The sequence below is a fragment of the Streptomyces sp. NBC_01306 genome (genome assembly GCF_026340465.1).
Taxonomy (GTDB): domain Bacteria; phylum Actinomycetota; class Actinomycetes; order Streptomycetales; family Streptomycetaceae; genus Streptomyces.
This window is the reverse complement of the sequence record NZ_JAPEPC010000001.1, coordinates 6,997,463-7,023,728: the sequence shown is the minus strand read 5'-3', so window position 1 is coordinate 7,023,728 and position 26,266 is coordinate 6,997,463. Positions and strand designations below refer to the sequence as shown.

General features: G+C 71.6%; 23 protein-coding genes and 1 pseudogene. 13 read left to right on the top strand and 11 right to left on the bottom strand.

Annotated features, from left to right (window positions below; all coding sequences use genetic code 11):
• Window positions 1-449: 449 nt before the first annotated feature.
• From OG385_RS31120 to OG385_RS31110, 3 genes are all read left to right on the top strand, one after another.
• Window positions 450-1,994 (top strand): prenyltransferase/squalene oxidase repeat-containing protein, encoded by a 1,545-nt coding sequence (locus OG385_RS31120; protein WP_266859811.1) that lies wholly within the window; start codon window positions 450-452, stop codon window positions 1,992-1,994.
• Complete coding sequence (locus tag OG385_RS31115) at window positions 1,991-3,616, top strand: wax ester/triacylglycerol synthase domain-containing protein (protein WP_266859809.1); 1,626 nt, start codon at window positions 1,991-1,993, stop codon at window positions 3,614-3,616. Before OG385_RS31120 ends, OG385_RS31115 begins: the two co-directional genes overlap by 4 nt.
• A gap of 165 nt (window positions 3,617-3,781) precedes the next feature.
• The gene (locus OG385_RS31110; RefSeq protein ID WP_323183915.1) at window positions 3,782-4,819 is read left to right on the top strand and encodes a beta-ketoacyl-ACP synthase III; all 1,038 of its coding nucleotides are present in this window, start codon (window positions 3,782-3,784) and stop codon (window positions 4,817-4,819) included.
• A 23-nt stretch (window positions 4,820-4,842) separates the two neighbouring features.
• Here OG385_RS31110 and OG385_RS31105 read toward each other — a convergent pair whose 3' ends face one another.
• The 5 genes from OG385_RS31105 to OG385_RS31085 all read right to left on the bottom strand — a co-directional run bounded on the left by OG385_RS31105 (window position 4,843) and on the right by OG385_RS31085 (window position 9,273).
• Window positions 4,843-5,646, bottom strand: coding sequence for a 3-hydroxybutyrate dehydrogenase (locus tag OG385_RS31105; protein WP_266859807.1), 804 nt, complete (start codon window positions 5,644-5,646; stop codon window positions 4,843-4,845).
• Window positions 5,647-5,657: 11 nt separating this feature from the next.
• The gene (locus OG385_RS31100) at window positions 5,658-6,152 is read right to left on the bottom strand and encodes an NUDIX domain-containing protein (RefSeq protein WP_266859805.1); all 495 of its coding nucleotides are present in this window, start codon (window positions 6,150-6,152) and stop codon (window positions 5,658-5,660) included.
• 34 nt (window positions 6,153-6,186) lie between these two features.
• On the bottom strand, window positions 6,187-7,788 hold the full coding sequence (gene lnt, locus OG385_RS31095; protein WP_266859803.1) for an apolipoprotein N-acyltransferase: 1,602 nt from the start codon (window positions 7,786-7,788) through the stop codon (window positions 6,187-6,189).
• 118 nt (window positions 7,789-7,906) lie between these two features.
• Entirely contained in the window at window positions 7,907-8,428 is a 522-nt protein-coding gene (locus OG385_RS31090; RefSeq protein WP_266859801.1) for a hypothetical protein, read from the bottom strand.
• 59 nt (window positions 8,429-8,487) lie between these two features.
• Window positions 8,488-9,273 (bottom strand): glutamate racemase, encoded by a 786-nt coding sequence (locus OG385_RS31085; RefSeq protein ID WP_266859799.1) that lies wholly within the window; start codon window positions 9,271-9,273, stop codon window positions 8,488-8,490.
• A gap of 58 nt (window positions 9,274-9,331) precedes the next feature.
• Between OG385_RS31085 and OG385_RS31080 the strand changes: the two genes are divergently transcribed.
• Window positions 9,332-10,582 (top strand): glycosyltransferase, encoded by a 1,251-nt coding sequence (locus OG385_RS31080; protein WP_266859797.1) that lies wholly within the window; start codon window positions 9,332-9,334, stop codon window positions 10,580-10,582.
• A gap of 49 nt (window positions 10,583-10,631) precedes the next feature.
• Here OG385_RS31080 and OG385_RS31075 read toward each other — a convergent pair whose 3' ends face one another.
• Window positions 10,632-11,921, bottom strand: a complete 1,290-nt coding sequence (locus OG385_RS31075; RefSeq protein ID WP_266859795.1) for a TerD family protein — start codon at window positions 11,919-11,921, stop codon at window positions 10,632-10,634.
• A 283-nt stretch (window positions 11,922-12,204) separates the two neighbouring features.
• Here OG385_RS31075 and OG385_RS31070 point away from each other — a divergent pair, with 283 nt between their 5' ends.
• The 4 genes and pseudogenes from OG385_RS31070 to OG385_RS31055 all read left to right on the top strand — a co-directional run bounded on the left by OG385_RS31070 (window position 12,205) and on the right by OG385_RS31055 (window position 16,291).
• Entirely contained in the window at window positions 12,205-12,648 is a 444-nt protein-coding gene (locus OG385_RS31070) for a DUF6643 family protein (RefSeq protein WP_266859793.1), read from the top strand.
• Between the two features lie 228 nt (window positions 12,649-12,876).
• Window positions 12,877-13,011 (top strand): annotated as a pseudogene (locus OG385_RS31065) (MOSC domain-containing protein); the annotation flags it as partial.
• Between the two features lie 128 nt (window positions 13,012-13,139).
• Window positions 13,140-13,748 (top strand): hypothetical protein, encoded by a 609-nt coding sequence (locus tag OG385_RS31060; RefSeq protein ID WP_266859791.1) that lies wholly within the window; start codon window positions 13,140-13,142, stop codon window positions 13,746-13,748.
• A gap of 89 nt (window positions 13,749-13,837) precedes the next feature.
• The gene (locus OG385_RS31055) at window positions 13,838-16,291 is read left to right on the top strand and encodes a right-handed parallel beta-helix repeat-containing protein (protein ID WP_266859789.1); all 2,454 of its coding nucleotides are present in this window, start codon (window positions 13,838-13,840) and stop codon (window positions 16,289-16,291) included.
• Here the strand turns inward: OG385_RS31055 and OG385_RS31050 are convergent.
• The gene (locus OG385_RS31050) at window positions 16,251-18,644 is read right to left on the bottom strand and encodes a hypothetical protein (protein ID WP_266859787.1); all 2,394 of its coding nucleotides are present in this window, start codon (window positions 18,642-18,644) and stop codon (window positions 16,251-16,253) included. The two genes, OG385_RS31055 and OG385_RS31050, sit on opposite strands and share 41 nt — an antisense overlap.
• A gap of 283 nt (window positions 18,645-18,927) precedes the next feature.
• On the opposite strand from OG385_RS31050, the gene OG385_RS31045 reads away from it, so the two are divergent.
• Complete coding sequence (locus tag OG385_RS31045) at window positions 18,928-19,761, top strand: DeoR/GlpR family DNA-binding transcription regulator (protein WP_266859785.1); 834 nt, start codon at window positions 18,928-18,930, stop codon at window positions 19,759-19,761.
• A 145-nt stretch (window positions 19,762-19,906) separates the two neighbouring features.
• Window positions 19,907-20,608, top strand: coding sequence for a dienelactone hydrolase family protein (locus tag OG385_RS31040; RefSeq protein ID WP_266859783.1), 702 nt, complete (start codon window positions 19,907-19,909; stop codon window positions 20,606-20,608).
• 32 nt (window positions 20,609-20,640) lie between these two features.
• On the opposite strand, the gene OG385_RS31035 is transcribed toward OG385_RS31040, so the two are convergent.
• A complete protein-coding gene (locus OG385_RS31035) occupies window positions 20,641-21,030 on the bottom strand; it encodes a hypothetical protein (RefSeq protein ID WP_266859781.1) in 390 nt (129 codons plus the stop codon).
• Window positions 21,031-21,233: 203 nt separating this feature from the next.
• On the opposite strand from OG385_RS31035, the gene OG385_RS31030 reads away from it, so the two are divergent.
• Complete coding sequence (locus OG385_RS31030; RefSeq protein ID WP_266859779.1) at window positions 21,234-21,707, top strand: SRPBCC family protein; 474 nt, start codon at window positions 21,234-21,236, stop codon at window positions 21,705-21,707.
• A gap of 9 nt (window positions 21,708-21,716) precedes the next feature.
• On the opposite strand, the gene OG385_RS31025 is transcribed toward OG385_RS31030, so the two are convergent.
• The gene (locus tag OG385_RS31025; RefSeq protein WP_323183914.1) at window positions 21,717-22,850 is read right to left on the bottom strand and encodes a PLP-dependent cysteine synthase family protein; all 1,134 of its coding nucleotides are present in this window, start codon (window positions 22,848-22,850) and stop codon (window positions 21,717-21,719) included.
• A gap of 222 nt (window positions 22,851-23,072) precedes the next feature.
• Between OG385_RS31025 and OG385_RS31020 the strand changes: the two genes are divergently transcribed.
• Window positions 23,073-23,384 carry a hypothetical protein gene (locus tag OG385_RS31020; RefSeq protein ID WP_266859777.1) on the top strand — a complete coding sequence of 104 codons (312 nt, stop codon included), beginning with the start codon at window positions 23,073-23,075 and terminating at the stop codon, window positions 23,382-23,384.
• Window positions 23,385-23,524: 140 nt separating this feature from the next.
• Complete coding sequence (locus OG385_RS31015; RefSeq protein ID WP_266859775.1) at window positions 23,525-24,022, top strand: ATP-binding protein; 498 nt, start codon at window positions 23,525-23,527, stop codon at window positions 24,020-24,022.
• A gap of 67 nt (window positions 24,023-24,089) precedes the next feature.
• On the opposite strand, the gene OG385_RS31010 is transcribed toward OG385_RS31015, so the two are convergent.
• Together OG385_RS31010 and OG385_RS31005 are read right to left on the bottom strand one after the other, a co-directional pair.
• Entirely contained in the window at window positions 24,090-24,380 is a 291-nt protein-coding gene (locus OG385_RS31010) for an SHOCT domain-containing protein (protein ID WP_266859773.1), read from the bottom strand.
• Between the two features lie 225 nt (window positions 24,381-24,605).
• Window positions 24,606-26,240, bottom strand: a complete 1,635-nt coding sequence (locus tag OG385_RS31005) for an amidohydrolase (protein ID WP_266859772.1) — start codon at window positions 26,238-26,240, stop codon at window positions 24,606-24,608.
• Between the last annotated feature and the right edge of the window lie 26 nt (window positions 26,241-26,266).

Sequence of the window (26,266 nt, the reverse complement as noted above, 5' to 3'; positions counted from 1 at the left end):
ATCGGGCGTCGGCGTTGCCGGTCCTGGCCTGCCGGGTGATGCCCGGGCTTCCCGGCGGGGAGGACCTCATGAGTGCGTTGCGGCTGGCTGCGGCTGATGTGGCCGGCTGGACCAGTGACCTGGTCTCGGTCGGACAGGGTACGGAGCTTTGTGGCAGCCCTCGGGTCGTTCGTGGCCGCAACGCTGTATTGGCTTGGTGTCACTGATCGCTTCGACGCCCGTTGGTCGCTCGGCCGCCGGTCCATGTGATTGCTCTCGTTCGCCCTCGCCCCTCCGGTTCGCACGTCACCGTGTTCGCCGTGCCCTCAAGGACTGTGCTCCCGATGAGACCCCCTGCCGCCGAGCAGCTTTCCCCGGCCTGGCCGTCGTCGTATTTCCCGGCAGCGCTGCCTGCCGGACGTAGTCGTCTGTTGGCGTATGTGCTGAACCGGGTGGGAGCGGACGGTGCCGTGCGTGACACCTGTCGAAGCCGGGTCCTTGAATCCGCACTGGCCCTGGCGCTGCTGGATCGGCGCGGATCCGGCCACGTCGGCGCACGTGACCGCATGGTGCGCTACCTGGAGCGCCACCGGGGCAGTGGAGGTCTGATGGACGCGGCCGTGGCCGCTGCCGCTCTGGGCCGGGGCACTGGGCATCCGTCGCCTCAGCAGGCCCTTGAGGGCATCGTCAGCCGTGTGCCGGACTTCGCACGAACTCGCAAACGTGCCCTGGTACACGCCATCTTCACGATGCTCGGCGTGGCCAACGCCGGCGATGACGGTGACTCACGTGCCGTCGATACGGGCGCGCTGCATCCGTGGGCTGCTGTGCAGGCCGTTGCCGTGAAAGCGATCCTGGCGACAGGCGAAGCCCCCGTCGACCGGGACGATGTCACCCTGCTGGTGTCCACCCAGTGCCCGGGAACTGTGTGGGAGGGAAACCTCTTCATCCACCTGTCGGTGCTGCATGCTCTGGTCGACGTGCCCGGCATGGAGAGCGTCGTCGACGACGGACTGCGTACCGCTTTCACGCACCAGCGGGAGGACGGCGGCCTGCCCTTCGTCACGGACACCGATACATGGTGCACCGTCATCGCGGGCCTTGCCCTGTGCAGCGCCGGCGCGCCACGTGAGGTACTGCACCGTATCGCCGGGCACCTCGTGCGCGTCCAGCACGCGAACGGCGGCTGGTCCTACACCGACCGCGCTCAGCTCTCCGACACGGACTGCACCACCGTCGCTGTCGAATTCCTGCACCAGCTGGATGCGGACGTCTACCGCGACCCGATTCGGCGCGCTGTGGACGCACTGATCGCGGTCCGCGGCGCCGACGGCGGATTCCCCACCTACGGATCAGGCACTCCCTCCGAGGCGTGCATGACCGCCGCCGCGATCAACGCGCTCAGCGCTCAAGGCCGCCACCATCACGTCATCCAGGCCGCTCTGCGCTTTCTCGCCGACCGCCAGATGCCTGACGGGTCCTTTCCCCCGGGCTGGAGCGGCAGCCGCCTGCACACCCTCTTCAGGGCGTACCTCGCCACTCGCTCCCATCACCGGCAGTCCCCGCCGGCCGTCCATGGCATGAGCAGCCGGATCGCCGGCCTGGTGCAGACCACGCAGAACGCGGACGGCGGCTTCGGACAGCAGAACGACGCCCCGAGCGATGCCATCAGCACCGCCTACGCCCTGATCATCCTGGCCGGGCAGCCCGACCCTGCTCCCGCTGCGCGCGCCGCCCGCCACCTGCTCACCCACCAGCGTTCCGACGGCGGCATCGTGTCCGTTCCCGACATGCTCGGCCCGCGCCCCTTCCCGTACCACGTCCCTCTGCTGACCGACGCGTTCGCCCTTCTCGCCCTGGGCCACCTCACCCGACGCATCCGGCCGTCAGGCGTCCTCGTGCCGGGCCGCCGGCGTCTCCTCCGCTCCACGTCCAGGACGCAGCTCGCGGATGTTCCTGCTCACCGGCCCGACCCTGTCTGCCCGTCGAACCCACCACAGTGGAGAACCCCGTGACCGTGCCCCTTCGTCCCACCTCCATGGACTTGACCATGCACACCATGGCTCAGGCCCATCCCTCGATCTCCCAGACGATCGGAGTGATCCTCCACCTGAACGGAGACGCTCCTCCCCTCGGCGAACTCCGCCGGCATGTCGCCTCCCATCTGGAGCACGTGCCACGCCTGACCCACTACCTCCGCGGCCCCGGACTCAAAGCCCGCTGGCACCACGACCCTTCCCCCGACCTGAACAACCGCGTCCGCGAACAGCACTGCCCATCGGGCGAGCAGCACCTCGAAACGGCCCTGACCGACCTCGTCGCGCGCCCCTTGCCCGGCACGGGCCCGCTGTGGGACATCTGGCTGCTCGCCGGATACGCCCCCGGCCGGTATTCCATCTGCCTGCGAGCGCACCACAGCACCCAGGACGGCATGGGCATGGTCGGTACCCTGACCACTCTGTTCGGCACCGCGCCCGCGCCGACCGAGCAGCGCGCGCCCCGGGCAGGCGCCAGAGCCTACCTGGGCACCGTGCGCGACATGCTCTCCGCAAGCGCCACCCACAACGTCTGGAACGACACCGCACTGCCCCTCACCGGCAACCGTGACATCAGCTGGGCGCATGTACCCAGCCACCGGTTGCGGAACGCCGCCACGGCCCGCGGCGGCGACACGAACGACGGATTCCTGGCAGCCCTCAGCGGAGCCCTGCGCACATGGACATCACAATCCTGGCCCCGGGGAGCCGACAGGCCGCTGCCCGCCATCACGATGGTCAATACGCGCCGCGCCGGGGAACAGGACCGGCCCGGAAACCACATCGCCTTCGCCCCCGCGCTCCTCCCCTGCCAGGAGCCGACAGCTGACGGCCGACTCGACCAAGTCATCGCCGCCACCCGCACCGTGAAGGACCCGGGCCGCCACAGGGCCATGCGCTCCCTGATGGATGCCGTCCCCGTACGCGCCTTCCAGGCTCTGGCGACCCGGATGACCACACCCGACCGGTCCGCCATCACCACTTCCTACCTCGCCGTCTCCCGGCCCCTTCGCTACCGGCTGGACCCCGTCACCCGTATCCAGCCCTTCAACTGGCTCCCACGGCACCAGCCGGCCTCGATCGTGGCCTGCAGCTACAACGACGTCACCAGCGTCTGCTTTGTCACCGACGCCGCTCTCCCCGGACTGGACGAGCTGCCCGGTCTCTTCCACGACGCTGTGGACGAACTTCCGCAGCCTCAGGACGATCCGCAGGCGGACAAGGAGCCGGGCCGACCTCCCCGCACCGGCGTGACGTTCCCGGCACCCGCCGCTGACCGTGATGCCGCACCTGTCATCGATTTCAGGCTCATCAAAGACATTCTGGTCCAACAGGGAAGTCTGCCGGCTGCACCGATCGCTCTCCGGGCCACGCAGGCACAAGCCGGCATCGACTCCCTGGCCATTGCCGTGCTGTCGATGACACTTGAGGACCGGATGGGCGTCGTGATCACCGAAACCGAGCTGGCTCAGGCACCCACCGTGGCCGACCTGGTCAGCCTGGTGGCGCGACAGGCAGCGTCACGCTCCGACCACGAGAGCCCGGGAGAACAGGGCCCTCACCCACGATCGGACCGCACACACGCCGTACCTGAGGCGTAGCCGCGCCCAGCCGTCTGCCAGAAGCTCCGGCCAGTGGCCCGCGGACATCAGCGGCCGCACAGCGGCGAGAGCGGGATCACCGGAGCGACCGGTGTCATCCGGGCCCGAAGGCAGTACCTCCGCCTCCGGCGACGCCAACCAGCAAGCACAGAAGAGACGAATCCGTTGATCTTCGCACGCAGAACCACGGCACCGTCGCCGGAACGTATTGCACGGCTGATCGGCCTGGGGTCCTACCTGCCGCCGCGCAAGGTGAGCAACGCCGACTTGATGTCACGCCTGGACACCACGGACGAATGGATCCGCACCCGTATCGGCATCGCCGAGCGACGCATCGCCGGTCCAGCGACGGCCACCAGTGATCTGGCGGTAGAGGCAGGGCTACGGGCGATGAAATCGGCGAAGGCCGAACACGTCGACGCCGTCGTCCTGGCCACCGCCACTCCGGACCATCACGTGCCCGGCACCGCGCCTCTGGTGGCCCATCGACTCGGCCTGCGTCAGGTCCCCGCCTTCGACATCGGCGCCGGCTGCTCGGGATTCGTCTACGCAACAACCGTCGCAGCGGGCCTCATCCACGCGGGAACCGCCGGCACCGTTCTGGTCATCGGAGCGGAGAAGATGTCGGCCGTCATCGACCCCGCCGACCGGTCCACCGCGCCGATCTTCGGGGACGGGGCAGGCGCAGTCGTACTCACCACCGGACGCGCCGACGAACCAGGAGCCCTGGGGCCGGCCGCATGGGGCAGCGACGGCGAACACGCGGACGCCATCCACATCCCCGACAGGGGCTCCCGCCGCCCCTCACACACCACCGGCGACCTGAAAAATCAGTACGTACACATGAAAGGCAACGAAGTGTTCCGTCACGCGGTGCGCCGTATCGCCCAGGTGACTCAAGAATCAGCCACGGCAGCGGGATGGGCCGTCCAGGACATCGACAGACTGATCGTCCACCAGGCGAACGCACGCATCAGCGCAGCCGTGGCCGGCAAGCTGGAAATCCCGCCGGAGCGCGTTCCGTCCAATATCACCCACGTCGGCAACACCTCTGCGGCCTCCATCCCCCTGCTGCTGAGCCACTCCGCGCTCGACGGGCAGCTGAAAGCCGGGCAGCGAGTCCTCGTGACCTCTTTCGGAGCAGGCTTCACCTGGGCGGCCACCACTCTGCTGTGGCCGGTCGGCCTTCAGGCTCTCGCCTGAGCATCGGCTCCGGGAACCGGCAGCTAACGCGCGGTCCATCCGCCGTCGAGCGAGAGTGAGGTGCCGGTGATGAACGCGGCCTGAGGTGTGCAGAGATAAGCCACGGCCTCGGCGACCTCGTCCGGCTCGACAAGCCGTTTGAGCGCTGATTCCTTCAGCATCACCTCGCTGACCACCCGCTCACGCGGGATCCCGTGGGTGGCGGCCTGGTCGGCGATCTGCTGCTCGACCAGCGGGGTGCGCACATAGCCGGGGTTCACGCAGTTCGACGTCACACCGTGCGGGGCGCCTTCGAGCGCTGCCGTCTTGGAGAGCCCTTCGAGCCCGTGCTTGGCCGACACGTACGCGGACTTGTACGCGGAGGCCCGCAGCCCGTGCACGGACGAGAGGTTGACGATCCGGCCCCAGCCCTGTCCGTACATGTGCGGGAGGGCGCCCCTGATCAGCCGGAAGGGTGCTTCCAGCATCACGGTGAGGATGGTGTGGAAGACCTCTGGCGGGAAGTCCTCGATGGGCCGCACCAGTTGCAGGCCCGCGTTGTTGACGAGGACGTCCGTACCGGCGGCGGCCCGCTCGGCGGCGTCGAGATCGGTCAGGTCGAGCACGTACGGCTCGACGGCTCCGGGCAGCCCGGTGGCCCGGCCGGCGAGCGTTTCGAGCCCGGCCTCGTCGCGGTCGACGGCCCGCACCGAGGCACCGGCGGCGGCGAGGCGGAGCGCACAGGCGGCGCCGATGCCGCCCGCGGCCCCGGTGACGAGCGCGGTACGGCCCGCGAGATCGAGACCGAGCGGGGCAGGCGCGGACGCGGGAGCGGTATGGATGGTCATGGGGCCACAGCCTAGACAGCGGGTCCGGGAGCGAAAGTGGCCGGTTCGAACCAGGTGGGGCCGTCGGCGAGGGCCCGCTTGATCCGTGTCAGCGCGAAATCGGCCAGCTCCGGGAGAGCGTCGACGGCGAACCAGCCGACGTCCAGGGACTCGTCGTCATTGACCCGGGGCACTCCCCCGGTCGCCCGGCAGAGCAGGCTGATGTCCATGAACTGGCAGTGGTCGCCGTTCGGGTACTGGATCTTCTTGAGCGCCTGGACGAGGACCACCCGCTCCACCACACACCGTACGGCCGTCTCCTCGTGGACCTCCCGGACGGCCGTGTCGGCGGGCTGCTCACCCGGCTCCGGGATGCCGCCGATGATCGACCACTTGCCGGTGTCGGCGCGCCGGTTGAGCAGCACCCGCCCCTCGTCGTCGAAGACGATGGCACTCACACCGGGCAACAGGAGCAGCTGGTGGCCGGCGGTGGCCCGGATCTCTCGGATGAAGTCAGGAGTAGCCATGCCCCGACCCTAACCGCCGCCCGGCCGGGCTCCCTCACGCCTTGCGCCGCCGCACCGAGCGGGCGGCCGCCCAGCCGACGCCGCCCGCGCCGAGCGCGACGAGCAGCCACTCGGGAAGCGTTCCCATCCGGGTGGCCGGGGTCTGCGACGAGCGCTTCGGCACATCGGCCACCAGCGCGTCGGCGGTGAACATCTTGGTCTTCTGAGCGACCGATCCGTCCGGCCGGATGACCGCGCTCACCCCGGTGGTGACGGGGACCATCACGGCCCTGCTGTGCTCGACGGCCCGTACCCGCGACATCGCGAGCTGCTGGTAGGTCATCTCGCTGCGGTCGAAGGTGGCGTTGTTGCTCGGTACGGAGATGATCTGCGCCCCCGCCTTCACCTGATCCCGTACGGCCCAGTCGAACGCGGCCTCGTAACAAGTGACAGGGCCCACCCTGGTGCCCGCCATGTCGAAGTCGGCCGCCTTGTGCCCGGGCACGAAGTCCTTGCGGACCAGATCCACGTCGGAGCTGAACAGCCGGAAGAACGACCGGTAAGGCATGTACTCGCCGAACGGCTGGAGCTGGCGCTTGTTGTACGTGTCGACGGGGCCCTTCTTGGGGTCCCAGAGGATCTGCTGGTTGAGCGGCGAACCCGCCCCGTTGTCCGGGGTGACGACGGCACCGACCGAGATGGGCGCCTTGATCGCCTTGGCCGCCTCGTCGATCTCGTCGTACGCGTCGGCGTTGAGGTACGGGTCGATGTCCGACGAGTTCTCCGGCCACAGCACCAGATCCGGCTGCTTGGCCCGGCCCGCCTTCACCTCGGCAGCCAGCTTCAGCGTCTCCTTCACATGGTGGTCGAGCACCGCGCGGCGCTGGGTGGCGAAGTCGAGGCCCATCCGGGGCACGTCCCCCTGGATGAGGGCGACCGTGGCCGTGCCGTCCTGGGCGCTGGTACTGACCAGCGGCAGCGCGGCGAACCCGGCGGCGACCGGCGCGACGGCGAGGACGGCGGCGGTGACGATCCGGCGGTCCGCGAAGTGCCGCAGAGTGGCCCAGCGGCGTACCAGCTCACCCAGGCCGAAGCCGCAGAGGACGACGGCGAAGCCGAGCAGCGGCGTCCCTCCGACGGCGGCCAGCGGCAGGAAGACGCCCTCGGGCTGCCCGAAGGCCACCTTCCCCCAGGGGAACCCGCCGAACGGCACCCGGGCACGGGCCGCCTCGACGGCGATCCACACCGCGGCGGCCCAGAGCGGCCCGAGCGGCAGCCGGGAGACGTACGCGATGCCCGCGCCCGCGACAGCGATGAAGAGCGCTTCGACCGCCGCCAGGCCCAGCCAGGGGCCTGGTCCGACCTCGACGCCCGTCCAGACAAGGAGCGGCAGGAGGTACCCGAGGCCCGCGAGGTAGCCGAGGCCGAGTCCCGTCCGGGCCCGGCGCCCGTGCAGGGCGAGCCCCAGTACGGCGAAGGCGACGGGGGCCAGCCACCACAAGGGCCGCGGCGGAAAGCTGGCGTACAGCAGCAGGCCGGACGCGGCAGCGGCGGCGGGCCGTACGAGGCGGCGGGCCAGCCGTCGTCCGCGCGGCTCGTCGGCGGGCTGCGGGGCGAGCCGCTCGGACTCGGCCGTGGGTGTGGTGGGGGCGCTCACCAGGCGGAGTCTACGGTGGCGGGCTGTGCGTCGGGCAAGCGCGGCCCGCGGGCAGCGGCGGCGGACGGCGCGGGCGGACCGGAGCGGCGCCGGGTGCCCGGCGTCCGGCGGCGGCCGGTCAGCCCGGCGAGAGCCGCAGCCGGTCGCGGATGACCCGGACGGCCGCCTCCGCGTCGTCGACCGTGACGGTGAAACTCCGGCCGTCCCCCAGGGTGAGGACCAGGCCCTCCCCGCGGCGCACCACCACGGCGGTCCCCTTCTCGGGGCGCCACCGGTATCCCCAGCCGCCCCACTGGCGCGGGGTCACGGCCGGATCGAAGTCGGCGCCCACCACATGGTCGAGCAGGATGCGGCGGCGCGGCAGACCGATGTAGCCGCAGCGGACTTCGAAGGACTGGTCGTCGACCTTCACCGAGACATGCACGAAGGCGAGCGTGCCGTAGAGCATCATCAGGCCGGCCAGCACACAGCCGATCACGGCCATCAGCAGCGGCACGCTGTCCGCGGTCCAGGTGGAGTCCACAGCAAGTTCGATCCCGAGCGCCAGGCACGCGGCCCCGGCGAACGAGAGCAGCCACTGCACACGGTTGGTCGCATGGCCGGTCCAGACCCGGGAGCCGGGCTCGGTGTGGTCCCTCATGCGTAGCAGCCTACTCACCTTCCGCGAGGGCGGCGGTGGTCCGGCGGAGGGAGCGGCGCTCAGTGAGCGGGGCTGACGGCCTGGAGCAGACGCCCTTCCGCGTAGGTCAGTGCGGCGGTGGGAAGCGGTCCCTCGCGACCGCTGAGGAGCACCGTCAGCCGGGAGCCGGGAGGGCTGTCGGATGCGGACCCGGCCCCGATGCGGCGCAGGGCCTGGGCGGCAACGGCCCCGGCCGAGCCGTACAGCTCGGCGGCCGGGCTGCCGTGCTGCCGGACGGCGTCGGCGATCCGCTCACCGACCAGTTCGTAATGGGTGCAGCCAAGGACGACGGCCCTTACGCCGGACGGGGTGAGCGCCGCTGCCGCGGCCACGGCCGCGTCGATCGCCGCCTCGTCGGCGTGCTCGACGGCGTCGGCGAGGCCGGGACAGGGCACCTCGGTGACGTCGGCGCCGGTGGCGAACTCACGGATCAGCGCGCGCTGGTAGTCGCTGCCGGTGGTCGCCGGGGTCGCCCAGATCGCGACGGATCCGCCGTCGGCGGCGGCCGGCTTGATGGCGGGCACCGTACCGATGACCGGGATGTCCGGTTCGAGCGCGGCGCGGATGGCCTGCAGGGCGTGCACACTCGCGGTGTTGCAGGCGACGATCAGTGCGTCCGGCCGGTGAGCGGCGGCCGCGCGCGCCACCGCCATGGCGAGGGCGGTGATGTTCTCGGGCGTCTGCGGGCCCCACGGCATGCTGCCGGGGTCGCTGGACAGCACCAGATCGGCGTCGGGGTGCTGACGGCGTACCGCGGCGGCGGCCGCGAGCAGGCCGATTCCGGAGTCCATGAGCGCGATCTTCACCCGGTCACCCTAGTCGACGGCTCGTCCTGGCCCGCCCCGGTGGGGCAGACTTCGGCGGATGAGCGCCATTGCCTGGATCGCCGTGTGTTCGCTGGCCGTGTGGATGTGGCTGCTGCTGGGCCAGGGGTTCTTCTGGCGGACGGACCAGCGCCTGCCACCGCGCGCCGCCCCTGCCGTCTGGCCGTCCGTGGCGGTGATCGTGCCGGCCAGGGACGAGGCCGGGGTCCTGCCGCTGAGCCTTCCCTCGCTGCTGGCCCAGGACTATCCCGGCGAAGCCGAGATCTTCCTGGTCGACGACGGGAGCTCCGACGGCACCGGAGAGCTGGCCGCACGGCTGTCGGCACGCCACGGCGGCCTCCCGCTGACCGTCGTCTCCCCCGGTGAGCCGGAGCCCGGCTGGACGGGGAAGCTGTGGGCGCTGCGGTACGGGATCGGGATCGCGCGTGCGCGGCAGCCCGAATATCTGCTGCTGACGGACGCCGACATCGCCCATGAGCCGGACAGCCTGCGCGAGTTGGTGGCCGCCGCGAGTTCGGCCGGGCTCGATCTGGTGTCCCAGATGGCGCGGCTGCGCGTCGCGAGTTTCTGGGAGCGGCAGGTCGTGCCCGCGTTCGTGTACTTCTTCGCCCAGCTGTACCCGTTCCGCTGGATCAACCGGCCGGGGGCCCGTACAGCGGCCGCCGCCGGGGGCTGCGTGCTGCTGCGGGCCGATGCGGCGGAGCGGGCCGGTGTCCCCGATTCCATCAGGCAGGCGGTGATCGACGACGTGTCGCTGGCCCGTGCGGTGCAGCGCAGCGGCGGCCGCATCTGGCTGGGGCTCGCCGAGCGGGTGGACAGCGTGCGCCCCTATCCGGGGCTCGGTGACCTGTGGCGGATGGTCTCGCGCAGCGCGTACGCCCAGCTCCGGCACAGCCTCCTGCTGCTCACCGGCACGGTGCTCGGCCTCGCGCTCATCTATCTCGCGCCGCCGCTCACGCTGGTTGCCGGTCTGCTGTGGCGTGATGCCCCCGCCGCGTGGGCGGGCGGGCTCGCCTGGCTGGTGATGGCGGGCAGCTATCTGCCGATGCTGCGCTACTACCGCCAGTCGCCCCTGCTCGCCCCGGCCCTGCCGTTCACGGCGCTGCTGTATCTGCTGATGACGGTCGACTCGGCGGTGCAGCACTACCGCGGGCGCGGCGCCGCCTGGAAGGGGCGGACCTATTCCAAGCCGGCACCGGAGCCAGGACCGGAGCAGGGACCGGGTGCAGCCGGCGCCGCGGACGCCGGGACCGGGCCCGGCCTCCCGCCCGGAGCGGCGCAGGACCTCTGAGCGCCGTTCCCGGGCTCCGCGACGGTCGTTCCGGGGCGGGCCCGGGTGCTCACTTCCTGCCGGGCGTCCAGTTCATGCCCCAGCCGTACGCCTGGTCGATGGTGCGCTGCGGGCTGACGCCGCGGTCGGGCACCAGGTAGCGGGCCTCGCGCTGGACGACGAGGTCCCCGGCGTTGTTGGTGATGAGCGCCAGCGCGCAGACCGTGGAGGGCACGGTGCATTCGTCGAGCGAGAAGTCGACGGCCGCGCCGTTCTGCGGCTGGAGCGTGACCGTCGCGTGGAGATCGGCGAAGCTCTTCGCGCCTTCGTAGATCGTCACGAAGATGAGGATCCGTCTGATGTTGTTCTTCTGGTCGAGGTTGATGGTGAGGTTCTCCCCGGCCGAGACCGAGCCGGTGCGGTCGTCGCCGTCGAGATGCAGGTACGGCGGCCGGCTCAGCGATCCGAACGCGTTGCCCAGGGCCTGTACGACACCCTTGCGGCCGTCGGTCAGCTCGTAGAGCGCGCAGAGATCGAGGTCGACACCGGAGTTCCCGGCGACGGCCTTGCCGAGCTTGGCCGCCCAGCCCTTGGGCTGCTGGCGGGTCACCCAGTTGAGGTTGACCCGCATGGCCCCCGATGTCCCGCCCTGCTTCGTGAGGGAGACGGCCGGCGCCTCCTTCGTCAGGGTGACCTTGCTCAGCCGTACCGGGGCGGGCGGCGCGGCGGGCGGCGGGGGAACGGGAGCGCCGGGCGCGGCGGGAGCGGTCTGCGGTGCCGCGGGTGGGGCCGGCGGTGCCGGTGGGGCGGCCGGGCTCTGCGGGGCGGGCTTGCGTCCGTCGTCCACGCTGATCCCGAAGTCCGTGGCCAGCCCTTCGAGGCCGCTGCCGTACCCCTGCCCGACCGCACGGAACTTCCAGGCGCCCTGCCGCCGGTAGAGCTCGCCGAGGAGGAAGGCCGTCTCCACTGTCGCGTCCTGGCTGTCGAACCTGGCGATCTCCGTACCGTCCGCCGCGTCGAGCACCCGGATGTACAGTCCGGGCACCCGTCCGAAACTGCCCCCGTCGGCGGAGGCCGCGAGGACCACCCGTTCGATGGCGGGCTCCACCAGCGAGAGGTCGACCGAGAGCGTGTCGGTCGCGGTGCCCGGTGTGGTCGTCTTGCCCTCGTGGCGGACCGCGCCCGACGCGTGCTGCGGCTGGTTGTAAAAGACGAAGTCGGCGTCCGTACGGACCTTTCCCGATGCCAGCAACAGCGCCGAGGCATCGACATCCGGCACCCCCGGACCCGGCCGCCATCCCAATTCGACCCGCACGGCCTGAGCCGACACCGGAACATTGGTTCCCTTAAGCATTGACATGCTCGCCCCCAACTGGCGTCGTGAAGCCGTAGATTTCCGTACGGCCAACCTAATCCCAGCCACCGGTGAGCGCGCCCGACGAGCACGGGAAGATCGTTGCGCCATCTGACGGCAACCCGTCGGTAACCGGCCCGCGAGCAGGCCTCTACCCGATCAGCGTCGGGCCTGACGACCGTTTTTGGCAAGTTCGCTCGCATTGGGGATCCACAGTCACCCGGAACGCGCAAAACAACCCTCTTATCGGGCTCCCCAATCAGCACATCGTGGGCTTTACTTATGTGCCATGACGTCCCCCCGTGCGACCTACGGTGGCGGTTACTACTCCGCGCCGTCCTTCCCGGACACCCCTATCTACGATTCTCTTGTCGCAGAGCGGGGCACCCCTCAGATCGCTCCGATCAGAGTCCCTTCGGCTTACGACACCGGCAACAGCTACCTGCCGGCACTGCCGTCGGCGCTTCCCGCGCTGCCGGCCGGTCCTTCGCAGCAGGCGCCGTCCTACGGCTATCCGCAGCCCATGGGACAGCCCGCGCCGATGCAGCACGCGCCGGCGCCGTACATTCCGCAGCAGGCCACGGCGCCGCGCGGGTACCCGGGACCGCAGCAACAGCCGCAGCGGCCCGTCGGCGGCGCCGGTTACGAGGCGATGCGTCCCGCGGCCCAGCGGCCCGCGCCCTCGCCGTACGAGGATCCGTACAACCGCCCCTACCAGGGCCGCGGATACTGACGGCCCTTCCGGCACATCAGGACCGGTGGCAGGTCGACTGCCGTGTCGCAACCGGTTCCCGCAGTTCTGCACAGGTTCCACATCCATCCGGCCACGTCCTTCACGGGGGTGTGCGTCGGGTTCGGCCGCGGTCGAACCCTGGGAGGCGGCCGGAGACCGGCGGTGGATACCCGGGGACGAGAACGGGAAGACCGTCACGCAACACCGTCACCCAACGTCGGTATCCACGGCCGGCGTTGGCAGCCACCGCGTGCCCTCGCCCGGCACCGCCGCGTGGACAATGACCTGCTGTTCGGCCAGAATCTCGTCCCCGGGACGACCGGCGTCCCGCACGTCGGTGATCCTGTGCACATCCTCGGATGAGACCGTTTCCCAGGGAACTCACAGATACGGCACGCTCGTTGTACGGAGTGAGATTGATCTCGCTGCGTCCCGTCGTGGGCAGTCCGTGCCAGTGAGGTCAGGACGGAAGCGGAAGGGGGTGCGGGACGGTGCGAGCAGCAGCCGGTGTGTGGCGCTGGCGTCACAATCCCCTGCGCCGTGGGACGGATCTCGCCGAAGCATGGGTGGCGCTCGTCGCGCTGCTGCTCATCGCGGTCGCGGCGCCGCTCGCGGGATGGCTCTGCGGCTCTCTCACCGGCAGCGCCCTCCAGGACACCGCCCGGGTCCAGCGCCGGCACCGGCACGCGACGACCGCCACTGTCGTGCGTGCGCTGCCCGACCGGTCGGTGATGGCCGCCAACCCCGACGGGATCTCGGACGCCGTGCCGCGGGGCCGGGCCGCCGTCGTCTGGACCGGTGTGGACGGGAGCAGACACCGCGGGGCACTCTCCACATTCAAGAGCGACAGCCGGCCAGGCGTCCGCTTGCGCATCTGGACCGACGACCGCGGACACTTCGTCAACAGCCCCATGAAGCCCCGCACGGTGCGGGCCCGCGCGGTGCTCGCGGGGTTCGGGGCGGCCGCCGGCATGGCGGGGCTCATCGTGGTCGGGCGGCGTCTCGTCGTATGGCGTCTGGTGCAGCGGCGGTATGTGAGACTCGACCGCGCCTGGAGCAAAGCCGGTCCTGACTGGGGACGCACGGGCACAGGCAGCTGAGACCGGCTCTCGCGTCAACTCCCGCCTCCCGCGCGCGCTACGGTGGGGCCACATCCGTCGGGCACACGAGGTGGGGGCACAACAGCGCCATGGCACAGGGCACGGTCCAGGTGACGTACACCGGAACATCGAGGTGGCGGCGCCGCACAGGCGAGTACGTCTCCCTCGCCGCAGCCCTGGAGGCCGCAGGCGACGGTGACATCCTCACGGTCGCTCCCGGCACGTACCGCGAGAATCTCGTCGTCCAGCACGCGATCACGCTGCGCGGCGCCGACGGCGCGGTCGGCTCGGTGCGGATCGCGCCCGCCGACGGCATCCCGCTCACCGTGCGGGCGTCCGCGGTCGTCCAGGACCTCCAGGTCGAGGGGCAGGACTCGTCCGCGCCCGCGCTGCTCGTCGAGGAGGGCACCCCCGAGCTGCTGGGGCTGCGGATCGTCACCCGCTCGGCCGTCGGCATCGAGGTGCGCGGGGCGGCCCGGCCGACCGTGCGCCGCTGCACGGTCGACAATCCGGCGGGCGTCGGAATCGGTGTACTGGACGGCGCGGGCGGGGTGTTCGAGGAGTGCGAGGTGGTCGCGGCCGGCCAGTCGGGCATCTCGGTGCACGGCGGTGCGCACCCCAGGATCGAGGGCTGCCGGGTCCACCACGCGTCGGGCGCCGGACTGAGCGTCTCCGGCGACGGCAGCGGCCTTGAGGCCTTCGGCTGCGAGATCTACGAGGTCAAGGGCACCGGTGTGCAGGTCGCCGCGCGCGCGTCGGCCCATCTCACCGACTGCACCGTCCACCGCACATCGGCCGACGGCGTCACGCTCGACACGGACGCGGTACTGACGCTGTCGGACTGCGACATCCATGACATCCCGGAGAACGCGGTCGACCTCCGGTCCCGTTCGGTGCTCACGCTGACGCGCTCGACCGTCCGGCGCTTCGGGCGCAACGGTCTTTCGGTCTGGGATCCGGGCACCCGGGTGGATGCCAACCAGTGCGAGATCCACGACAGTACGGGCGACTACCCGGCCGTCTGGGTCAGCGACGGGGCGACGGTGGTGCTGGACTCCTGCCGGGTGCACGACGTACCGGACGCGATCTTCGTACTGGACCGAGGCTCACGGGCCGACGTGGTCGACAGCGATCTCTCGCAGGTGCGGAACACGGCGGTCTCGGTGAGCGACGGCGCCACCGCGCAGCTGGACGACTGCCGCATCCGGGAGGCGTCCACCGGCGCCTGGTTCCGCGACCACGGCAGCGGCGGCACGCTCAGCGGCTGCACCATCGACGCGGCGCAGACCGGCGTCATCGTCACCAAGGGCGCCGACCCGAGGATCGAGCGGTGCACCGTGACCTCGCCCGCGGAGGCGGGCTTCTATGTCTCGGCCGAGGGACGCGGCACGTTCCACAACTGCCGGGTGACGGGCAGCGCCGGGTACGGCTTCCATGTCATAGACGGCTGCCGCACCACCTTGACCCGCTGCCGTACCGAGCGGTGCGCACGCAGCGGTTACGAGTTCGCCGACGGCGCCCTGGGTGAGGGCGGCGCAGGCGGCCCCGTGGTGGAGGACTGCACCAGCGACGAGAGCGGCCTGCTGACCGATCCGCACGGGGCGCCTGCTGTGGGCGCTCCCGCCGTGGCGACCGCGACGCAGACGGCGGGTCTGCTCGGCGCACTGCCCGGCCCGCGGCCGGCCGGGGCCCCCGCGCAGCCGGCCGCGCCCGCCCCCGTGGACGAGCCCATACGCTCCTCGGTGGACGTCCTGGGTGAACTCGACACCCTGGTGGGCCTGGAGAGCGTCAAGCGCGAGGTGCGCGCCCTCACCGACATGATCGAGATCGGCAGGCGGCGCGCCGCCGCGGGCCTCAAGGCAGCCTCGGCCCGGCGCCATCTGGTGTTCACCGGCTCCCCCGGCACGGGCAAGACCACGGTGGCCCGGCTGTACGGCGAGATCCTCGCCTCGCTCGGAGTGCTGGAGCGCGGGCATCTCGTCGAGGTCTCCCGGGTCGACCTGGTGGGCGAGCACATCGGCTCGACCGCCATCCGCACCCAGGAGGCGTTCGACCGGGCCAGGGGCGGGGTGCTCTTCATCGATGAGGCGTATGCGCTCTCCCCCGAGGATTCGGGGCGGGACTTCGGCAAGGAAGCCATCGACACGCTGGTCAAGCTGATGGAGGACCACCGGGACGCGGTGGTGGTGATCGTCGCCGGCTACACCGCGGAGATGGAGCGCTTCCTGGGCGTCAACCCCGGTGTCGCGTCCCGTTTCTCACGGACCATCACCTTCGGCGACTACGCGCCCGACGAGCTGCTGCGGATCGTCGAGCAGCAGGCGGACGAGCACGAGTACCGGCTCGGTGACGGCGCGCCGGAAGCCCTGCTGAAGTACTTCACGGTGCTGCCCAAGGGCCCCGCCTTCGGCAACGGCAGGACCGCCCGGCAGACGTTCGAGTCCATGGTGGAGCGGCACGCGGGCCGGGTGGCCCAGTTCTCCGAGATGTCGACCGACGATCTCAGTCTGCTGTTCCCGGAGGATCTGCCGGAACTGCCGTGACCTGACCGGAATCGGCCTCTCCGGACGGACCGGCCTGGCGTGGCAGTTTCGTCGCCAGCCGGTCCAGCAGTGCCGCGCGCTCCTCGGCGAACGCCGGGTCGGCCTGGTAGTCGGAGTGGCCCAGGATCGGGTCCGGCAGCGGGTGTTCGCGGGTTCTGCCGTAGGCGGCCGGATCGAGCAGCGGCCCCCGGTCGACGTCCCCGTCGCGCAGCACCCAGCCCCCGATGGGGTCCGTGGCCCGCCACAGATTGCGCCAGCAGGGCACTTCCAGGTGCAGCCCGTCCAGGCAGTCGGGCCCGAAGTACGCCGGGAACCACCGCCCGTACAGCCGCTCCAGCGGTGAGCCGTAGGTGAGCAGCGCGACCCTGCGGCGGGTACGGGCGGGCAGCTGCCAGACGGCGGCCGCGGCCAGCACGCTGCCCTGTGAGTGGCCCGAGATGACCAGCCTGCCGCCGGTGCGGTCGGTCCAGGTGAACATGCGCCAGGTCAGGTCGGGGACCGCGCGCTCGGCGTAACAGGGCGGCGCGAACGGGTGCGCGGCGCGCGGCCAGAAGGTGCCCACGTCCCAGAGGATGCCGATGCTGCGCCGGGCCGACGCGTCGCGGTACGCGCGCCTGCCCAGGGTGACGAACAGTATGAAGCCGAGGCCCACCAGCCAGGACCCTGCCGCCTGCGCGGCGTCGGTGGCGGACGCGATGACGGAGGGCGCCGCGTCGGCCGCCCGGCCCGGCACCTGGTCGCTGAGCCAGGAGCCGATCAGCGCGCCCCCTCCGAGCAGCAGGGTGGCCGCCGAGACGATACCGACGAACGGCGGTGCGGCGTCGGTGAGCTGGGCGCGGGCGCGGACCCCGGCGATCTGCCGGGTACGCACGGTGTCCGGCCTCTCGTGCGGGTAGTCCGTCATGAGGGTCGCTGCGATACGGCGTTCCCTGCGCAGGGTGCGCAGGGCGTAGTAGGCGACCGGGAGCAGCAGCAAGAGCAGCAGCACCGGGATGACGGACGCCTGCCAGCTGAGCAGCACCGGTGGTCCGGCGATGGAGCTCTTGCTGCCCATCCCGGGCGTACCCGGCCCGTCGAGCCAGTCGGCCACGCGCTGGGCGACGCCACCGGTCATCACGCCGCCGAGCGCGCAGGCGAGCAGGGCGACCGCGGGGCCGGCGAGTCCGCGCAGTGCGGTACGGATGTGGGGAGCCCGGCGGTACATCGCCATGGCGACAGCGGCCAGCACGACGACGAGGGCGAGTTGGGCGAGGGTCAGGATGCCGAAGCTGCGGTCGCCCGGAAGGGTGCCGCTCGACCGCCAGCCGGGCCGCGACCAGGCGGCGTAGAGGGCGGAGAGTCCGAGCAGGGTCAGCGCGCCGCCGGGCAGCAGGGTGACGACGGCCCGGTCGAGCTCCTCGTCGAGCCGGGTCTCGGTACGGCCTCTGCGGCAGACCACCCAGACCACAACTGAGGCCGACACGAGGATTGTTGCTTCCAGGAGCCAGCCGATGGCCTCCAGAAGTGTCCCCGACGAGCGGCGGTCGAAGGCGGCGGCCGCGACGGTGAGCGCGGCGGCGACGGTCAGGAATCCGGCGGCGGTGTGCGCCGCGCGGAGCCGGGCCACGAGCCTGCGCCCGTACCAGAACCCGGGCCTGCCGAGCGCCGGCCGGGGGTCGGCCCCCGCGCCGTCCTCTCCGTCGCCTTCCGCGGGGTCTCCGGCATCCGCCGCACGCGCGTCGTCGCCCAGCGGCTGCTGGGACTCGTACGCGCTCCAGGTGCGGTTGGAGAGGTACCAGAGCAGCGCCGTCAGAGCCGAGGGGACGAGCGCTGCCACGGCCAGCCTCCGGCCGGGCTGCGCCCACCAGCCGCCGTGGTCGGCGGCCAGGAATCCGAGCCAGGACTTGCCGTCGGAGCAGCCGGACGATCCGGCGCACTGCCAGGCCGTCAGATCGAGTGCCACTTCGCAGGCCGCCGCGACCAGCAGCACGGTGAGGCTGAGCGCGACGAGCCGCACCAGCACGCCGTACACCCGCACTGCCCGGCCCCCGCCGCGGCCGGACGGCAGCATCCAGTGGGCGAGATTGACGACCATGAAGGGGAGCAACAGCAGCCACAGGGCGCGGGCGCTGTTGCCGGAGGTGAGGTTGGACCAGACGTACGCCTCCGGGACCGGCCGGTCCCTGGCGTCCTGCGGGTGCGCCTCGGCGTGGAGGTCGGCGGCCCGGCGGTAGACGGCCGCGGTCTCGTCGCCGGTGATCCGGACGGTGCGCGCGTCACCGAGCATCCCCTGCGGGGTGGCTCCGCCGACGCCGTGAACGAGGAGTTCGAGCGTGGGGGCACCGCTCTCGGCGGGCGACGGGGGTGGGGACACTGCGGTGGCTCGCTCTCGTGGAGGGGACGGTCGGCGGTGTGTGTCCAGAATCCTGGACGGCTGCGGCCCGCCGCACGGCTCTCACTGAATCTCCCCCCGGAAGAGGACCGGCAACCAGTGGCGCGGCGGGGAACTCTGCGTGCGAGGATGAGGGATCCCCCGGTGGCCAGGGGGTGAGGGTCTTCGTTCGACCGTGCGGTACCCCCGCGAGCCCGGCACGGTCCGAACACGAGGCCCTGGCTTCCGGCCACCGCATCGGCGCGTGGAAGGACCGGACCCTGCGGTGAGCGACAATCAGAATCTGCTCGCGGAGCAGCGTCGCGCCCTGATCCTCGACGAGGTACGGCGACGGGGCGGTGTCCGCGTCAACGAGCTCACCCGCAAACTCAACGTCTCGGACATGACGGTCCGCCGGGACCTGGACGCGCTGGCGCGCCAGGGTGTGATCGAGAAGGTGCACGGCGGCGCGGTGCCGGTGGTCGAGGCGTCCACGCACGAGCCGGGGTTCGAGGCCAAGTCCGGTCTCGAACTGAGCGCCAAGGAGGACATCGCGCGGGCCGCGGCGGCGATGGCCGCGCCGGGCAGTGCCATCGCCCTGTCCGGCGGGACCACGACCTACGCCCTCGCCCAGCACCTGCTGGACGTGCCGGATCTGACCGTGGTGACGAACTCGGTGCGCGTCGCCGATGTCTTCCACGCCGCCCAGCGGGTCATGGGCGGGGGCGGGCAGCGGCCGGGCGCCGCGACGGTGGTGCTGACCGGCGGGGTGCGTACGCCGTCGGACTCGCTGGTGGGCCCGGTGGCCGACCAGGCGATCAGGTCGCTCCACTTCGATGTGCTGTTCCTCGGTGTGCACGGCATATCGGCCGAGGCGGGGCTCTCCACGCCCAATCTCGCGGAGGCGGAGACGAACCGCAGGTTCGTGCAGTCCGCGCGGCGGGTGGTGGTGGTCGCCGACCACACCAAGTGGGGCACCGTCGGGCTGAGTTCGTTCGCGACGCTGGAGGATGTGGACGCGTTCGTCACCGACTCCGGGCTGTCCGAAGGGGCACGTGAGGAGATCACCGAGTATCTGCCGGGGCTTGTCGTGGCGGGTGACCGCGAGGACACCGGCTGACAGCCGGACCCGGCCACGCGCTCCACGCTCCGCGGTGGGGCAATCCGAACCCCCGGCGGCCACGAAGAACCCTGCGGGGGGGGGGGGCGGACGGCGCAGCCGTACGGGCCCGCGAACCCACCGGCCAGGAAAGGAAGTCCCGCGCGTGTCCGAACGGCGCAATGACGGCGTGCAGCAGCCCGCCCTGATACTCACCAGGCCCTGCACGGCCCCGAAGGCCGCGGTGCTGCTGCTGCACGGCGGCCGGGCCGACGGTCTGCGTCCGCCGCCGCCGTGGAATCTGCCGGAGGTCCGGATGCGGCCCATCGCCTCGCGGATCGCCGGGGCCACGGCGGGGCACTCGGTGCTGCTGGGGCGGGTCCGCTACCGGTACCGCGGCTGGAACGGCACCCGCGCGGACGCCGCGCAGGACGCGCGGCGCGCCCTCGGTGAACTCGCCGCAACCGCAGGCGACATCCCGGTGGTGCTCGTCGGGCACTCCATGGGCGGCCGTGCGGCGCTGAGCGCCGCCGCGCACCCGTCGGTACGCGCGGTGGTCGGCCTGGCCCCCTGGTGCCCGCCGGACGAGGCGACCGGTCATCTGCGCGGCCGCACGGTCGTGCTGCTGCACGGGGACCGGGACCGTACGACCGATCCCGGGGAAAGCGCCGCGTTCGTGCACCGGGCCCGGGAATCCGGTGCCCGGGCGTGCGCGCTGACGGTCACCGGCGGGGATCACGCGATGCTCCGCAGGCCGGGGCTCTGGCACGCCCTCACGGCCGGTACGGTCACGGGCCTGCTGGAACTGGCGCCGCTGCCCCGGATGGTGGACCGGGCGCTGGAATCCGGGGCGGCCCGGACGGAGTGAGACCGGCCGCCGGACCGCGCGCCGCGACGGTGTCAGCGCGCGGCGCCGTCGCGGCGCGCGGTCCGGCTCACCTTCGACGCCCAGGCGAGCAGCGGCAGTTGGAGCGGCAGCCGGGCGAGCGCCGCCGCTTTGAGCGGCGCGGGCCGGTGCCGCCAGTCGTACGCCATCTGCACGTTCGCGGGGAAGACCGCCACGAAGAAGCCGGCGGCGGCGCGAGCGCTGACCCTCCGGGTGGCGGGCACCGCCACACCCGCCGCGAGCAGCAGCTCGACCACTCCGCTGACCTGGGTGTAGGTCCGGGCCCTGCCGGGCAGCCAGGGCGGCACCGTGGTGTCGAACGGGCGCGGAGCCAGGAAGTGGGCCGCTCCCGCACCGGCCAGGAGGGCGACCAGATACTTCGTCGGACGGTCAGCGGCCGGCATGGGGCCTCCAGAGTTCGGTGCGCTGCGGCGTACACATCGCACAGGTACGCGTACGGAGTGATTCTTACTTGCCGGTAGCTTCCTTGGGAAGCCCGGCGTCGCCTCGTCCGCGCGGACGACCGCTTCCCCCGGTACAGACAGCTGATAAGCCGTCAGCTATGGTGTGCGGGCCTGTCCCCACCGACCTCCGGAGGTGCGGCCCGATGGCTCGCCGACTCCACCCCGTCGGCCTCGACTTCGTCGAGACCGCCCCGCTGCGCCTGGTCTTCGCCGCAGGGGTGTCCGCCGCCCCCGGGGCCGTCTACCGGGCGCTGGCCGAGGACGTCGCGGACTGGCCGTGCTGGTTCACGGCGGTCACCATGGCCCGCGCCACCCAGGGCGGCCGCGAGGTGCGGCTCAAGGGCGGCGCCCGCCTCCGGGAGTCGGTGCTCGCCGCCGACCCCTCCAGCCGGTACGTCTACCGCGTCGACGAGACCAACACCCCGGGCCTGCGGGCCCTGCTGGAGGAGTGGCGGCTCACCCCGACGGACTCCGGGACCCGCGTCCAGTGGACGTTCGCGGTGGACGGGCCCGCACCGCTGCTCGCCGGGATCCGGTTCGGCAGGTCCGGCCTGGGGCGGGCCTTCCGCGACGCGACGCGCAAGCTGGACGGCCGGATCGCCGCGGCCGCCCCGTAGACCTGGCCCTCAGCCCGCCCAGACGCCGGTGACCAGCAGCCGTTCGATGGCCGTGGCGTACGGCGTGATGTCGAGGCCCTGCTCTTCGAGCCAGCTGTCGGAGTAGTACTTGTCCAGGTAGCGGTCGCCCGGGTCGCAGAGCAGGGTGACCACGCTGCCCTTACGCCCGTCGGCCACCATCTCGGCGACGATCTTCAGCGCGCTCCACAGCCCCGTACCGGTCGATCCGCCCGCCTTGCGTCCCATGACCCGGTCGAGTGCGCGGACCGCGGCGACGCTGGCCGCGTCCGGCACCTTCATCATCCGGTCGATGGCACCGGGCACGAAGCTCGGCTCCATCCGGGGCCTGCCGATGCCCTCGATGCGTGAGCCGCAGTCACTGGTCGCGGTCGGGTCGTTCCGGGTCCAGCCGTCGAAGAAACAGGAGTTCTCCGGATCGGGGACGCAGATCCGGGTGTCGTGCTGCATGTAGTGCACATAGCGGGCGATCGTCGCGGATGTGCCGCCCGTCCCCGCGGTCGCCACGATCCACGCGGGCTCGGGGTACCGCTCCAGCCTCAGCTGCTGGTAGATGGACTCGGCGATGTTGTTGTTGCCGCGCCAGTCGGTGGCCCGTTCCGCGTACGTGAACTGGTCGATGTAGTGGCCGCCGGTCGACGTGGCGAGCGAGGCGGCTTCCTCGTACATCTTCCGGGAGTCGTCCACGAAGTGGCACTGCCCGCCGTGGAATTCGATCAGCCGGCACTTCTCCTGGCTGGTCGTGCGCGGCATGACGGCGATGAAGGGGACGCCGATGAGCTTGGCGAAATACGCCTCGGAGACCGCCGTCGAACCGCTGGACGCCTCGATGACCGGCTTCCCGGGACGGATCCACCCGTTGCAGAGCCCGTACAGGAAGAGCGAACGGGCGAGCCGGTGCTTCAGGCTGCCCGTGGGGTGGGTGGACTCGTCCTTGAGATAGAGGTCGATGCCCCACTCCTCCGGCAGCGGAAACCGCAGCAGATGAGTGTCGGCCGACCGGTTGGCATCGGCCTGGACCTTGCGGACGGCCTCCTTGAGCCAGGCCCGGTACTCCGGGTCGCTGCGGTCCACATCGGCGGTCGCCGCAGCCCCGCCCTCCGGTCCCTGTGCGCTCGTCGTCACGCGTGCCGCCCCTCATGGTGTCCGCTCCGGTCTCCATCCGTGACCATACCCGCCCCACCTGCACAAACGTTCACTTTGACCACCCATAGGGCTGACTTGCGGAACTGCGGGACATACCGGCACATGCCAAAGCCGGCCGGTTACCCCCGGTGCACTGGTGCGCGGGCCCGCGCCCCGGCACACTTCCCGGAGGGAGACGAACGGAAGAGGGCGGGGAGCGCGATGTCGGAGGCCGAATTCACTGCGACGGGTGTACGGATCGAGCGGTGGACCCGTTCGCTCACCCGGGCCGGGCAGGTACTGATCAAGGACGGCAGGCTGGCTCTGCTCACGAGCAGCGGACGCGAGATCGACAGCGCCCCGCTGACCACTGTCAGCGCGGCAAAGCCGTGGTTCGCCAAGGTCGGACGGATGGTGGCGACCGTCAACGGCACCCGCTACCGGCTCACCATGGGCCAGCGGAACATGCCGCTCGACAGCTCCAGGTCGGTCTCCACGTTCCTCGACGCGGTGCACAGGGGCAGCAGGCGCTGAGCCCGGCGCGAGTTGCGAAGCCGCACCCCCTGGGTGACTCTGGTGTCACATCACTAACGGTTTACCGGCAGTCACGCTGGGAGCAGCTCTCCGCCGGGCCACTTCGTCTTCTTCCGGACCTCATTCGGGGAGTCGCTGCCGTGATCACCCAGCCAACCAGGCATTGCGCGGTGGAACTTCAAGCGCTGCCGTCCCGCATCGGGCAAGTCCGCAGAATCGTATCGGCGCAGCTGCGCTACTGGCATCTCGATCCTCTGATCGACCAAGCAGCGCTGGGCGTCACCGAGTTACTGACCAACGTCCACCGGCACGCCCAGCCGGACAAGCTGTGCACCGTCGAGATGGATCTGCTCCTCGACCGGCTCACGGTCTCCGTCCACGACCACGACCCCCGGATGCCCATGGTGCGCGACGCCGAGCAGTTCGCGACCTGCGGGCGCGGGCTTTCGATGATCGCCGCTGTCAGCGAGTGCTGGGGCGTACGGCCGCACGGGGCGACGGGGAAGGTCGTGTGGTTCACGCTGCCGGCCGCGCCGCCCGCCACACCGCTCGCGCGCCGCACTGCGGTGTACGGAGCGACGACATCCGGGCCGTTCGCCGACGGCTGCCCGGCAACCCGGCCGGCCCTGGTGAGCTGACCGGAGACCGCACGGCCGTGGGGCCCGCAGCGTCGCTGCGGGCCCCACGGCGGGACGAGGCGACGGGTCAGCGGGACCCGCCCTTGGACAGGGGACCGAACTGCTCGTCCAGGACGGACAGCCGGCGCCAGTACTCCTCCTCGTCGATCTCTCCGGAGGCGAACCTGCGGCCGAGAATCGCGATCGGCGCGTGCTCGCCCTGGGCGGAGCTCATCCGGCCGGGGCCCTGCCACGGGCCCCGCCTGCCGCGCCACACGGTACGGCGCAGAACGGTGACGACCGTGAAAATGACCGCCGCCCAGAGGAACGGGAAGAGCAGGATCCACGGCCCGGGTCCCGCGAAGGCCAGCGTGTTCATGTCGGTTCAGCTCCTCGGTGGGAAGGTTCCCTACTGGTTCCCTACTGCCTTCGAGCCTCTCGCGACGAGCGGCCCACGGCGTCGTACGGCCAGCGGCTGTGCGTCTGCGCCGACGGGAGTACGAGGGGACCCGACGGGCGTACGAGAAGGCTCCGCGGGAGTACAGGACGGCTCCGCGGGATTACGAGGTGGCTGCGCGCGACCGGCCGGTGAGCCTGTCCGGGCTCAGCTCTCGTGGACGCGCTCGCCGCCGACGTACGTCAGCGCCACGCCCGTGCCGCCGATCTCCTCCGGCGGTCCGGCGAACGGGTCGCGGTCGAGCACGGCCAGGTCGGCGAGGGCTCCGACGCGGATCGTGCCGCCGTCGTCGAGGCCGTTCACATACGCCGAGCCCGCCGTGTAGGCGGCCAGCGCGGTGCCCAGGTCGAGGCGCTGCTCGGGCAGGAACGGCGGCCGGTCCTCACCGTGAGCGGTCCGGTTGACCGCGACATGGATGCCCTGGAGCGGGTCGGGACTGCTCACCGGCCAGTCGCTGCCCGCCGCCAACGTGGTCCCGGCACGCAGCAGATCGGCGAACGGGTACTGCCGGGAGGCGAGTTCGCCGCCCAGGAACGGGATGGTGAGGTCGTCCATCTGCGGCTCGTGGGTCGCCCACAGCGGCTGCAGGTTGGCGATCGCGTCCAGTTGGGCGAAGCGCGGCACGTCGTCCGGGTGGACGACCTGGAGGTGGGCGAGGTGGTGCCGGTTGCCGCGGGGGCCGTTGGCGGTCAGAGCGGCTTCGACGGCGTCCAGCGCCTCGCGGACGGCGCGGTCGCCGAGCGCGTGGAAATGGACCTGGAAGTCCAGTGCGTCCAGTGCGGTGACATGGTCCCGCAGCGCGGCCGGGTCGACGAAGCTCAGACCGCTGTTGGCGGTGGCGCAGCCGCAGGAGTCCAGGTAGGGGGTGGTCATGGCGGCGGTGAAGTTCTCCGTGATGCCGTCCTGCATGATCTTGACGGAGTCGGCCCGGAAGCGCCCGGCGCGCAGCTTCGTACGTCGTTCCACGAGTTCGGGGATCTGCTCGGCGCCCCGCGAACGGTCCCACCACAGCGCCCCGTTGACGCGGGCGGTGAGGCGTCCGTCGCGGGCGGCGGTGAGGTAGGCGTCCGAGACATCGGGGCCGCCGTTGAAGACGCCGAGGATGGCGTCCTGCCAGCCGGTGATCCCCAGCGAGTGCAGTACGGCCTGGGCGCGCAGCAGCCCGGCGACGCGATCGGCGGTGGTCGTCTGCGGGACGAGGCGTGCGACCAGGCCGGTGGCGCCCTCCTGGAGCATTCCGCCGGGCGTGCCGTCGGGCTCGCGCTCGATCCGGCCGTCGGCCGGGTCGGCGGATCCTGCGGTGAGGCCGGCGAGTTCCAGGGCGCGGGTGTTGGCCCAGGCGCCGTGGTGGTCCCGGTTGAACAGCAGTACCGGGCGGTCGGCGACGACGGCGTCGATGAGCTGCCGGGTGGGCACACCGCCGGCGAAGGACTCCATCGACCAGCCGCTGCCCGTGATCCACTCCCGCTCGGGGTGGGCCGCGGCATAGGCGGCGATCCGGCTCAGGTACTCCTTGAGATCGGTGGTGCCGGTGAGGTCGCACTCGCCCAGCTCGACGCCCGCGAAGACGGCATGGACATGGGCGTCGGTGAAGCCGGGGACCAGCAGCCGCCCGGCCAGGTCGACCACCTCCGTACGGGGTCCGACCAGCTCGCGCACCTCGCTTCCTCCGACGGCGACGATCCGTTCGCCGCGGACAGCCACCGTGTCGGCACCACGGTGGGCCGGGTCAGTGGTGAAGGCGGGGCCGCCGGTGAAGACGAGATCGGCGTGGGTGGTCATGCGGTACTCCTTGGACTGGTACGGCT

Bases quoted from the DNA above. Each gene is read 5' to 3' on its own strand.
- OG385_RS31035 (WP_266859781.1), bottom strand. From the start codon at position 21,030: ATGCCGGCCGCTGACCGTCCGACGAAGTATCTGGTCGCCCTCCTGGCC.
- OG385_RS31010 (WP_266859773.1), bottom strand. From the start codon at position 24,380: ATGAACACGCTGGCCTTCGCGGGACCCGGGCCGTGGATCCTGCTCTTC.
- OG385_RS31005 (WP_266859772.1), bottom strand. From the start codon at position 26,240: ATGACCACCCACGCCGATCTCGTCTTCACCGGCGGCCCCGCCTTCACC.
- OG385_RS31020 (WP_266859777.1), top strand. From the start codon at position 23,073: ATGTCGGAGGCCGAATTCACTGCGACGGGTGTACGGATCGAGCGGTGG.
- OG385_RS31080 (WP_266859797.1), top strand. From the start codon at position 9,332: ATGAGCGCCATTGCCTGGATCGCCGTGTGTTCGCTGGCCGTGTGGATG.
- OG385_RS31105 (WP_266859807.1), bottom strand. From the start codon at position 5,646: ATGACCATCCATACCGCTCCCGCGTCCGCGCCTGCCCCGCTCGGTCTC.
- OG385_RS31100 (WP_266859805.1), bottom strand. From the start codon at position 6,152: ATGGCTACTCCTGACTTCATCCGAGAGATCCGGGCCACCGCCGGCCAC.
- OG385_RS31075 (WP_266859795.1), bottom strand. From the start codon at position 11,921: ATGTCAATGCTTAAGGGAACCAATGTTCCGGTGTCGGCTCAGGCCGTG.
- OG385_RS31030 (WP_266859779.1), top strand. From the start codon at position 21,234: ATGGCTCGCCGACTCCACCCCGTCGGCCTCGACTTCGTCGAGACCGCC.
- OG385_RS31055 (WP_266859789.1), top strand. From the start codon at position 13,838: ATGGCACAGGGCACGGTCCAGGTGACGTACACCGGAACATCGAGGTGG.
- OG385_RS31090 (WP_266859801.1), bottom strand. From the start codon at position 8,428: ATGAGGGACCACACCGAGCCCGGCTCCCGGGTCTGGACCGGCCATGCG.
- OG385_RS31070 (WP_266859793.1), top strand. From the start codon at position 12,205: ATGACGTCCCCCCGTGCGACCTACGGTGGCGGTTACTACTCCGCGCCG.